This is a genomic window from Bacillus cereus group sp. MYBK101-2 (genome assembly GCF_051918845.1).
Lineage (GTDB): Bacteria > Bacillota > Bacilli > Bacillales > Bacillaceae_G > Bacillus_A > Bacillus_A paranthracis.
This window is the reverse complement of record NZ_JBQAIE010000001.1, coordinates 51,742-61,635: the sequence shown is the minus strand read 5'-3', so window position 1 is coordinate 61,635 and position 9,894 is coordinate 51,742. Positions and strand designations below refer to the sequence as shown.

The window sequence follows — 9,894 nt, the reverse complement described above, 5'->3', positions numbered from 1 at the left end:
GAATAGGCAAAGGCTTTTTTTTTGCCTAAATTAGCTCGTACGTATATAAATGGAACTTTTTCGTTTTGCTCGCATTAAATGAAATAGCGAATAAATATTTATTTTCATAGAAAGGTAGTGAGGTCTTGGCCTTCGTTCAAGCTTACGGTAAAAACGATAACTTATTTATGATGCATACAGGCAATACGATGGGAATGCGAGGTACTGCTAATACAAACTTTGCTTATAATGCACTTATTACATTAAATACTGACACCACTTTCGGAGGGGTGCCTTCATCGACGGATCCAAATACATTTGGAGGTACGACAAATGATTGGACACTAGATGGTTCATGGGCTGAATTAAATCCATCAACTACTATCGTTCCAACTACAGCAGTTGTAGATTTTGCATTACTTGTTTGGTCAGGTGGGTTGGATACGGCTGTTACAACCGCTGTTGTTGATGCGAATCCACCAAATTTAGTTACGCCTGATGGAACGAGTACACAAGTGACAATAAATTCAGCATGGTCATCAGGAGGGACGAATTTACCTTTTATAGCCAATGTATATAATCGAGCAGCAGACGTTACATCTTTACTACAAGGGCTACCAAATCGCGCAGCAGGAAGATATAGTGTGACAAGATTACCTACGCGTCAGCCAGTTGGTTATGGTGCAGGATGGTCGTTGATTGTTGTATATCGTGATTCCTCATATCCGATGAGAAATGTGAGTTTATTTCCAGGTTTTTTATTATCAGGTACACCGCAAACCCTTTCTGGATTTTTTACACCAGCTACAGGGACGGTGACAGCAAGAGCTTTTGTAATGGCGGTAAATGGTGATCCGAATTTTACAGGTGATAATTTTCAATTGAACTCTGTGACATTAACAGGACCAAATAATCCAATAGGGAACTTTTTTAGAGGGCAAGTAAATGATATTAATGGAAATTTAAATACAATTGGTAGTTTTGCAGATCGGAATTTTTCTGGAACGACTACAACTGCAAATGCAAGAGCTGAGTTTGATATTACAAATGTAAATGCTACAGGTTCTATTGCACCAAATACGACATCTACACAAGTAAATATTACAGGTACCGGAGATACAATTTATACAAGTGCGGTTGGATTACAAATAGACTTGGCGGAGGCTAAATTAACAGCAGTAAAATCAGTAACTGTAAGTTAAAAAAGATTGCTATAAGTTAGCAATCTTTTTTATGAGAGGTATTTTGTTAGTAATGATTGATAGTTAGAATAATCAATCTCTTTTTCTTGTAGTTTTTTCACTAAAAATTTATGGTCGCGTTTTGGTGTAGCGATAATATATCCTTTAATAATTAAATCTTGTGTAATTTGAGAGGCTTTTTCTTGTAATGCAAGTTCTCCGATTTTTCCGGCAATTTTCGATTTAGCAACATCGCGAAATAGTTCTGGAACAGGACTTACGAGCTCTTCTAACAATTGTTTTTGTTCGTCATCCCACAAATGTCTAGTTTTATTAATATAGTGCTCTTCCCAATCTAAAATGGACATACCATCTTCTTTTGGTAATCGTTTCAGGAATTTTCTGAACATAAAATATCCACCGATAGACATAAGCCCTAATAAAATAACAGTCCATAGCACAATAAACCAACTGAACCATCCTTCGAGCAAATATATCCCCCCTTAATGATTGCGGTTTTCTATTATTCATATTATAAACAGTGAGATTCATAGAAAGCAAGAACGCTTGGTCATTTTGACCAAGCGTTATCATTTAAACAAAGTATAGTTGTTCCACACATAAATTATTATTATCATCTTCTACATATTCAATGATTAATGTGCCAACTTTACGATCTTTATCTTCAGTTGTGAAAATAGAGTAAGAAGTAAAACGTGCTGTTGATAGGCCGCTTATATGTGTAGGTAAAGAAATGTAGTCGTTATCGCGGAAGAATTCCATCAGTTCAATATCCTCAAATTCTTTTCGGTCAACTTGTTTGTTTGTATAGCGGCGTTGAAGTTGTTTTAAAGACTCATTCCAAGAAATTGCTTTTGTGTCGTATACCATTTTGTTCTATCTCCTTACTGTATGTAATCATTAAGAACATACGTTCTAATCTAGTATACTCTTTTTATTAGAAAAGGGAAAGCAAAAAATAATGTAAGCTTGGATTTCCAAGCTTACATTATTGATGCGTTCGTCATAATCTCTATTTTTTATTATAAGTTACATAAGAATAAGAAACAAGATGATATATATTTTGTTGATAGTTTTCAAGATTCTGTATATTATAGTTTTACTAAAGCGCAAGGGAATGAGAGGAATGGCATATGTAATTTCACTCCAAGGACCGATGGCAAGCGGAAAAACGACATTGGCTAAAAGGTTAGAGCGATGTGGGTTTTCAGTTATATATGAAAATCCTTATCCAATTGTAGAAAAGCGAAGAGTATTAAATTTGGATATGAATTCAAAAGAAGGGTTTATTTTAAATCAAAAAATGTTTATGGAAGCAAAAATAAAGGAGTTTCAAAATGTAAAAGATTCAGTTGTGATTTTTGATCGCGGGCCAGAAGATATTGAGTTTTTTACGCTCTTTTATCCAAAGATTATAGGAGAAGAGTGGGATATAGAAACTGCATTAAGAGATGAATTATATAAATTAAGAGAATGTCGTTCAGATGCTATTTTTTATTTAGATGGCTCGGAAAGTAATTTATATAATAGAAAAAATAATGATAGAACAAGAAACAGAAGTACATTTGAGGAGCAATTTAAATTAGTAGAAATGGAAAAAGACTGGTATAAACAATTTCCTGTAACTTATGTGGACACGAATAGATTAACAGTGGACGAATTAGAGATATATTTTATGAGATGGTTGAAGGAGAGAGGGCTGTGAAAAAAATACTTTTATTTGTATATCCTACATTTGCGGAGTTTGAAATTACGGTAGCAACGGCATTGTTGAAAAACAAATATGAAATTATTACAGCGAGTTTAACGAAAGAATTGATTATAAGTGAAACAGGTTTGAAAGTGCAACCACATATAGAATTAAGAGAAGTGCGTGTAGAAGAATATGAGGGGATTATTATTCCAGGCGGAGATGCAATACATATGAAGGATGCAGAAGTACTCTTTTCAGTTATCCGTCAATTTCATGAACAAGAAAAATTAGTAGCTGCTATTTGTGCTGGGCCGTATGCGCTAGCAAAAGCAGGCTTATGCAAAGAAATCTCATATACGGTGACTATGGACTACCAAAAATTAGATTGTTTTCCAGTAGAAAATTTTGTCTATGAAGAAGTTGTGCAACAATCAAATATTATTACAGCACAGGGGCATGCATTTGTACCATTTGGAATAGCGATTGCCTCTTATTTTGGAGTAACAAACGAACATAATATAAATTTTTACAGTGGTAAGGGGAATGTGATGATGGAGGAGCTTTTGCCTGAGAATGTATAAAAGCTAGCATTTGCTAGCTTTTTTCTTTTTGACATCGATAAATGGCTAACGTTTTCGGATCACGCCATATACCGTTATGAATTGCAGATTCAAACCTTTCAAGTAATTTTTCTTCAATTCGAAAATGAATATCTTTTCGCTTTGTCATTGAAAATTCGCTCCTTTGCATCTGTTAGTGAGACTATAGCATGCCTGAAAAAATTGTGTAAATCATTTGTGTACACAAATGGAGGAGATGAAAAAATTATTTGAATGTGAGTTTAAACTATTGACGATTTAACCGTTTTCATATATTCTTAAATTAAGAAATATTCAAATAATTAAAAGGAATGAGAGAGTCACATGCTTCTTCAAGGAACACATCGAATTGGTCGTATGGCCATGCTGTTGGCACTTGCGGATGAGAATGAAAGTCCTGTATTATCTATTCCAAAAGGTTGGAAGTATTGTACGGGGAAAGTGGGTTCGATGAATTCGCAAAAGGTTGTCGCAGCAATGGAAACAGCGGCTAAGAGCAACCAAGTTATTGAAACAGACGTTTACAGAGAAACACATGCACTTTATCACGCAATTATGGAAGCTTTGTACGGAGTGACGAGAGGTCAAATTCAGTTAGCAGACGTTCTTCGTACAGTAGGACTTCGCTTTGCGATTGTGCGCGGTACACCATACGACGGAAAAAAAGAAGGCGAATGGGTTGCTGTTGCATTATATGGAACGATTGGTGCACCTGTAAAAGGATCTGAGCATGAGGCGATTGGTTTAGGAATTAATCACATATGATTTGCCCATAGTCTATTAGTTAGAAGGGGGCCTTACTTTTTTAGGACAGAAGTCTGTCTTAAAAAGATAAGGTCCCCTTTTGCCTTTTTAAGGAGGAAAAACAATGATTACGTTAACAGGACACACATTGACAATTGAAGAAATGAAGAGGTTATTACTTGAAGGAGAAGGTGTAACAGCTTGTCCAACTAGTATGCAAAAGGTGGCGGAGTGCCGCGAAGTTGTTGAGAAAATTGTAGAAGACGGAAAAGTCGTTTACGGTATTACAACTGGATTTGGAAAGTTCAGTGATGTGCTTATTCAAAAAGATGATGTAAAGGCACTTCAACACAATTTAATTCAGTCACATGCATGCGGGATAGGCGATCCATTCCCTGAAGAAGTATCACGCGGTATGTTAATTTTACGAGCGAACACGATGCTTAAAGGCGTATCTGGCGTTAGACCGCTTGTTGTAAATATGCTTCTTGAGTTTGTAAATCGTAAAATTCACCCAGTCGTTCCGCAACAAGGTTCACTTGGTGCGAGTGGCGATTTAGCGCCTTTATCTCATCTTGCGCTCGTATTATTAGGCGAAGGTGAAGTGTTCTATAAAGGGAAACGCGTTCATGCGATGGTGGCTCTTACAGAAGAAGGTCTTGAGCCGATTGAACTTGAAGCGAAAGAAGGGCTTGCATTAATCAATGGTACGCAGGCGATGACAGCGCAAGGAGTTCTTTCTTATATAGAAGCAGAAGCAACTGCGTATCAAGCTGAATTAATCGCTTCAATGACAATTGAAGGGTTACAAGGCATTATTGATGCATTTGATGAAAATGTTCATAAAGCACGTGGTTATAAAGAGCAAGTGGAAGTAGCGAGCAGAATTCGTGACATCCTTCACGATAGTAAGTTAACAACAAAACAAGGAGAACTACGAGTACAGGATGCCTATTCACTTCGCTGTATCCCGCAAGTACATGGTGCTTCTTGGCAGGTTTTAAATTATGTGAAAGAAAAATTAGAAATTGAAATGAATGCAGCAACAGATAATCCGCTGATCTTTGATGGCGGAGAAAAAGTAATTTCGGGTGGGAATTTCCACGGTCAACCGATTGCGTTTGCGATGGACTTCTTAAAAGTAGGAATGGCGGAACTTGCAAATATTTCAGAGCGTCGTATTGAGCGTTTAGTAAATCCGCAATTAAATGATTTACCTCCATTTTTAAGTCCAGAACCAGGACTTCAGTCTGGTGCAATGATTATGCAATACGCAGCAGCGTCACTAGTTTCTGAAAATAAAACGTTAGCACATCCGGCGAGTGTTGATTCAATCCCGTCATCAGCTAACCAAGAAGATCACGTAAGTATGGGAACAATCGCTTCACGCCATGCACATCAAATTATTCAAAACGTAAGACGTGTTCTTTCAATTGAAATGATTTGTGCGATGCAAGCAGCAGAATATCGTGGTATTGAAAATATGAGTACAGTGACGAAGAGCTTCTACCATCAAGGTCGTCAGCAAGTGCCTTCTATTACAAATGACCGCATATTCTCAACAGATATTGAAAATATTGCGCATTGGTTAAAAACGAATTATTCGATTAAAGAAAGATTAGATGTAAACGCAGCACTATAAAATGAGAAAAGGGAGAGATTGAAATGGAAAAAGTAAAACAAACAATTCGCGCGCCAAGAGGTACTGAGTTACAAACGAAAGGGTGGGTTCAAGAAGCTGCACTTCGTATGTTAATGAACAATTTAGATCCGGAAGTTGCTGAAAAGCCAGAAGAATTAGTTGTATATGGCGGAATTGGCCGTGCAGCTCGTAACTGGGAAAGCTACAATGCAATTGTAGATTCATTAAAAACGTTAGAAAGCGATGAAACATTACTTGTTCAATCAGGAAAACCAGTTGCTATTTTTAAATCACATGAAGATGCGCCACGCGTTTTGTTAGCAAACTCAAACTTAGTACCGAAGTGGGCGAACTGGGATCACTTCCGTGAACTAGAGAAAAAAGGTCTTATGATGTACGGACAAATGACAGCAGGTAGCTGGATTTACATCGGAACACAAGGTATTTTACAAGGAACATATGAAACATTTGGTGAAGCGGCACGTCAACATTTCGGTGGTTCATTAAAAGGTACATTAACACTTACTGCTGGTTTAGGTGGTATGGGCGGTGCACAACCTCTTGCTGTAACGATGAACGGCGGTGTTGTTATCGCTATTGATGTTGATAAGCGCAGTATCGATCGCCGTATTGAAAAGAGATACTGTGATATGTATACAGAATCGTTAGAAGAAGCGTTAACGGTTGCGAACGAGTATAAAGAGAAGAAAGAACCGATTTCTATTGGTTTATTAGGAAATGCGGCAGAAATTTTACCAGAGCTAGTGAAGCGTAATATTACGCCAGATTTAGTTACGGATCAAACATCTGCTCATGACCCATTAAACGGCTATATTCCAGTAGGTTACACGTTAGAAGAAGCGGCAAAACTTCGTGAAGAAGATCCAGAACGTTACGTACAATTATCAAAAGAAAGCATGACAAAACATGTGGAAGCAATGCTTGCTATGCAAGCAAAAGGCGCAATTACATTTGATTACGGAAATAACATTCGCCAAGTTGCTTTCGATGAAGGTTTGAAAAATGCATTCGATTTCCCTGGATTCGTTCCAGCATTTATCCGTCCATTATTCTGCGAAGGAAAAGGACCATTCCGCTGGGTAGCACTTTCTGGTGATCCAGAAGATATTTATAAAACAGACGAAGTAATTTTACGTGAGTTCGCGGATAATGAGCATTTATGTAATTGGATCCGTATGGCTCGTCAGCAAGTTGAATTCCAAGGCCTTCCATCACGTATTTGTTGGCTTGGTTACGGTGAGCGTGCGAAATTTGGTCGCATCATTAATGAAATGGTTGCAAATGGTGAATTATCAGCACCAATTGTTATCGGTCGTGACCATTTAGATTGCGGATCAGTAGCATCTCCAAACCGTGAAACAGAAGCGATGAAAGATGGTAGTGATGCAGTAGCTGACTGGCCAATTTTGAATGCATTAATTAACAGTGTAAACGGTGCAAGCTGGGTATCTGTTCACCACGGTGGTGGCGTTGGTATGGGTTATTCACTTCACGCTGGAATGGTTATCGTTGCAGATGGAACAGAAGCAGCAGCAAAACGTATTGAGCGCGTATTAACTTCTGACCCTGGTATGGGTGTTGTTCGTCACGTGGATGCAGGGTATGACTTAGCTGTGGAAACTGCGAAAGAAAAAGGCGTTAATATTCCAATGATGAAATAAGGAGGAGAAAAACATGCTGGACACTTTACTAATAAATATCGGTCAATTGCTAACAATGGATCAAGAAGATGGCTTGTTAAGACGGGAAGCGATGAACACGCTTCCTGTTATCGAAAACGGTGCGGTTGGAATTGAAAATGGTGTAATCACTTTCGTTGGAACAGCAGAAGAAGCAAAAGGACTTCAGGCGAAAGAAGTTATTGATTGTGGCGGGAAAATGGTTTCTCCTGGTCTTGTTGACCCGCATACTCATCTTGTATTTGGTGGATCTCGTGAAAATGAAATTGCACTAAAACTACAAGGAGTTCCGTACTTAGAAATTTTAGAACAAGGCGGAGGTATTCTTTCAACTGTAAATGCAACGAAACAGGCGTCGAAAGAAGAACTTGTTCAAAAAGCGAAATTCCATTTAGACCGTATGCTATCTTTCGGAGTTACAACTGTAGAAGCGAAGAGTGGTTACGGATTAGATGATGAGACAGAATGGAAACAATTAGAGGCAACTGCACAATTACAAAAAGAGCATCCCATCGATTTAGTTTCTACATTTTTAGGTGCTCATGCAGTTCCGAAAGAGTATAAAGGTAGATCGAAAGAATTTTTACAATGGATGTTAGACCTACTACCAGAAATGAAGGAGAAGCAATTAGCTGAATTCGTTGATATTTTCTGTGAAACAGGCGTGTTCTCTGTTGAAGAGTCGAAAGAGTTTTTATTAAAAGCGAAAGAGCTTGGCTTTGACGTAAAAATTCATGCAGATGAAATTGATCCTCTTGGTGGTGCGGAAGCAGCGGCTGAAATTGGTGCAGCATCAGCCGACCATTTAGTTGGTGCTTCTGATAAAGGAATTGAAATGCTTGCAAACTCTAATACAGTAGCCACTTTATTACCAGGAACAACTTTCTATTTAAATAAAGAAAGCTTTGCCCGCGGTCGTAAAATGATCGATGAAGGTGTTGCAGTTGCGTTAGCTACAGACTTTAACCCAGGTAGCTGTCCAACTGAAAACATTCAGCTTATTATGAGCATCGCAATGTTGAAGCTGAAAATGACACCAGAAGAAGTTTGGAACGCGGTAACAGTTAACTCTTCTTATGCTATTAACCGAGGCGATGTAGCTGGGAAAATTAGAGTTGGTCGTAAGGCAGATTTAGTTTTATGGGATGCTTACAATTATGCTTACGTACCGTATCATTACGGCGTAAGTCATGTAAATACAGTATGGAAGAATGGTAATATCGCATATACAAGAGGTGAACAATCGTGGAGCACGGCCACTATTTAAAGAAGAATGCAAAGTTTATCGATCGTGAAGTGACGAAATGGAGTGAAATGATTAAAGATTGGGAGGAAGGAGTGGAAATATTCGGTGCTGCCTTAATTGGAGCACCCCTTTCTAAACCATCTATTAGTCATTCAGGAGCAAGTTTTGCGCCAAAAACGATTCGTGCGATGTTGGATGCATATAGCACGTACGCGATTACAGAAGAACACGATATGAAAGAAAGTGTTTTATATGATTGCGGCGATATTACGATGCATGTGACGGATATAAAAGAAAGTCATAACCGAATTGCGAAAACAGTTGGTCATGTAACGAAAGTAAATCCGAACATGATACCAATCGTTCTTGGCGGGGATCACTCAATTAGTTTTCCGAGTATAACAGGATTTGCAAACAGTAAAGGAAAGGTCGGGATTATTCAATTTGATGCCCATCATGATTTACGTAATTTAGATGATGGTGGTCCGTCAAATGGTACTCCGTTCCGTAGTTTACTAGAAAATGATATTATTACAGGAAAACAACTCGTTCAAATCGGAATTCGTAATTTTTCAAATGCACGAGCGTACCATGAATATGCAAAAGAACACGGTGTGACAGTTTATACAATGAAAGATGTACGAGAGCGAGAAATCAAAGATATTATTATAGAAAGTATTGAAGTATTAAGAAAGCAAGGCGTGACCTCTATTTACATTTCTCTTGATATGGATGTACTAGATCAAGCATTCGCACCAGGTTGTCCAGCAATCGGTCCTGGTGGAATGGACAGTACGACTTTACTTGATGCGATTGAATTGCTTGGTAAAGAACCGCTTGTGCAAGGGATGGATATTGTAGAAATTGATCCAACCCTCGATTTTAGAGATATGACGAGTCGAGTAGCTGCGCAAGTGATTATGAGTTTTCTTTTGGCGAGAGAAACAGTCCGTAAGCAGGTTAGTGTATAGACGGAAAAGTAGATTTTTATTTATGCCTTATCAAAAACACATTACTACTCAAATGTAGTAATGTGTTTTTATGTTAAAAGAGAATGAATGTGTGTGGAAATGTTAATAAAATTGCGCT

Annotated in this window: 10 protein-coding genes and 1 pseudogene; 8 read left to right on the top strand and 3 right to left on the bottom strand. The window is 38.0% G+C overall.

Annotated elements, in window-relative coordinates:
- Window positions 1-125 precede the first annotated feature (125 nt).
- Window positions 126-1,181 (top strand): hypothetical protein, encoded by a 1,056-nt coding sequence (locus tag ACTFSI_RS00320; RefSeq protein ID WP_000896233.1) that lies wholly within the window; start codon window positions 126-128, stop codon window positions 1,179-1,181.
- A gap of 29 nt (window positions 1,182-1,210) precedes the next feature.
- On the opposite strand, the gene ACTFSI_RS00315 is transcribed toward ACTFSI_RS00320, so the two are convergent.
- Together ACTFSI_RS00315 and ACTFSI_RS00310 are read right to left on the bottom strand one after the other, a co-directional pair.
- Window positions 1,211-1,651 (bottom strand): DUF2621 domain-containing protein, encoded by a 441-nt coding sequence (locus ACTFSI_RS00315; RefSeq protein WP_044793439.1) that lies wholly within the window; start codon window positions 1,649-1,651, stop codon window positions 1,211-1,213.
- 103 nt (window positions 1,652-1,754) lie between these two features.
- Window positions 1,755-2,051 carry a hypothetical protein gene (locus tag ACTFSI_RS00310; protein WP_000262403.1) on the bottom strand — a complete coding sequence of 99 codons (297 nt, stop codon included), beginning with the start codon at window positions 2,049-2,051 and terminating at the stop codon, window positions 1,755-1,757.
- A 247-nt stretch (window positions 2,052-2,298) separates the two neighbouring features.
- Between ACTFSI_RS00310 and ACTFSI_RS00305 the strand changes: the two genes are divergently transcribed.
- On the top strand, window positions 2,299-2,886 hold the full coding sequence (locus ACTFSI_RS00305; RefSeq protein ID WP_139896245.1) for an AAA family ATPase: 588 nt from the start codon (window positions 2,299-2,301) through the stop codon (window positions 2,884-2,886).
- Window positions 2,883-3,455: a DJ-1/PfpI family protein gene (locus tag ACTFSI_RS00300; protein WP_044793437.1), complete on the top strand. Its 573-nt coding sequence runs from the start codon at window positions 2,883-2,885 to the stop codon at window positions 3,453-3,455. Before ACTFSI_RS00305 ends, ACTFSI_RS00300 begins: the two co-directional genes overlap by 4 nt.
- A gap of 76 nt (window positions 3,456-3,531) precedes the next feature.
- Here ACTFSI_RS00300 and ACTFSI_RS00295 read toward each other — a convergent pair.
- A pseudogene (locus tag ACTFSI_RS00295) lies at window positions 3,532-3,603 on the bottom strand (class I SAM-dependent methyltransferase); the annotation flags it as partial.
- A gap of 194 nt (window positions 3,604-3,797) precedes the next feature.
- Here ACTFSI_RS00295 and hutP point away from each other — a divergent pair.
- From hutP to hutG, 5 genes are all read left to right on the top strand, one after another.
- Entirely contained in the window at window positions 3,798-4,238 is a 441-nt protein-coding gene (gene hutP / locus ACTFSI_RS00290; protein ID WP_000926516.1) for a hut operon transcriptional regulator HutP, read from the top strand.
- A gap of 103 nt (window positions 4,239-4,341) precedes the next feature.
- Window positions 4,342-5,859: a histidine ammonia-lyase gene (hutH, locus tag ACTFSI_RS00285; protein ID WP_000631846.1), complete on the top strand. Its 1,518-nt coding sequence runs from the start codon at window positions 4,342-4,344 to the stop codon at window positions 5,857-5,859.
- A 23-nt stretch (window positions 5,860-5,882) separates the two neighbouring features.
- Window positions 5,883-7,541: a urocanate hydratase gene (gene hutU, locus ACTFSI_RS00280; RefSeq protein WP_000416706.1), complete on the top strand. Its 1,659-nt coding sequence runs from the start codon at window positions 5,883-5,885 to the stop codon at window positions 7,539-7,541.
- A gap of 13 nt (window positions 7,542-7,554) precedes the next feature.
- On the top strand, window positions 7,555-8,826 hold the full coding sequence (hutI, locus tag ACTFSI_RS00275; RefSeq protein WP_000887529.1) for an imidazolonepropionase: 1,272 nt from the start codon (window positions 7,555-7,557) through the stop codon (window positions 8,824-8,826).
- Window positions 8,805-9,776, top strand: coding sequence for a formimidoylglutamase (hutG, locus tag ACTFSI_RS00270; RefSeq protein WP_044793433.1), 972 nt, complete (start codon window positions 8,805-8,807; stop codon window positions 9,774-9,776). Before hutI ends, hutG begins: the two co-directional genes overlap by 22 nt.
- Window positions 9,777-9,894 lie beyond the last annotated feature (118 nt).

Excerpts from the sequence above, each read along its gene's own strand:
- ACTFSI_RS00310 (WP_000262403.1), bottom strand. The coding sequence starts at position 2,051 with ATGGTATACGACACAAAAGCAATTTCTTGGAATGAGTCTTTAAAACAA.
- ACTFSI_RS00305 (WP_139896245.1), top strand. The coding sequence starts at position 2,299 with ATGAGAGGAATGGCATATGTAATTTCACTCCAAGGACCGATGGCAAGC.
- hutP (WP_000926516.1), top strand. The coding sequence starts at position 3,798 with ATGCTTCTTCAAGGAACACATCGAATTGGTCGTATGGCCATGCTGTTG.
- hutH (WP_000631846.1), top strand. The coding sequence starts at position 4,342 with ATGATTACGTTAACAGGACACACATTGACAATTGAAGAAATGAAGAGG.
- hutU (WP_000416706.1), top strand. The coding sequence starts at position 5,883 with ATGGAAAAAGTAAAACAAACAATTCGCGCGCCAAGAGGTACTGAGTTA.
- hutI (WP_000887529.1), top strand. The coding sequence starts at position 7,555 with ATGCTGGACACTTTACTAATAAATATCGGTCAATTGCTAACAATGGAT.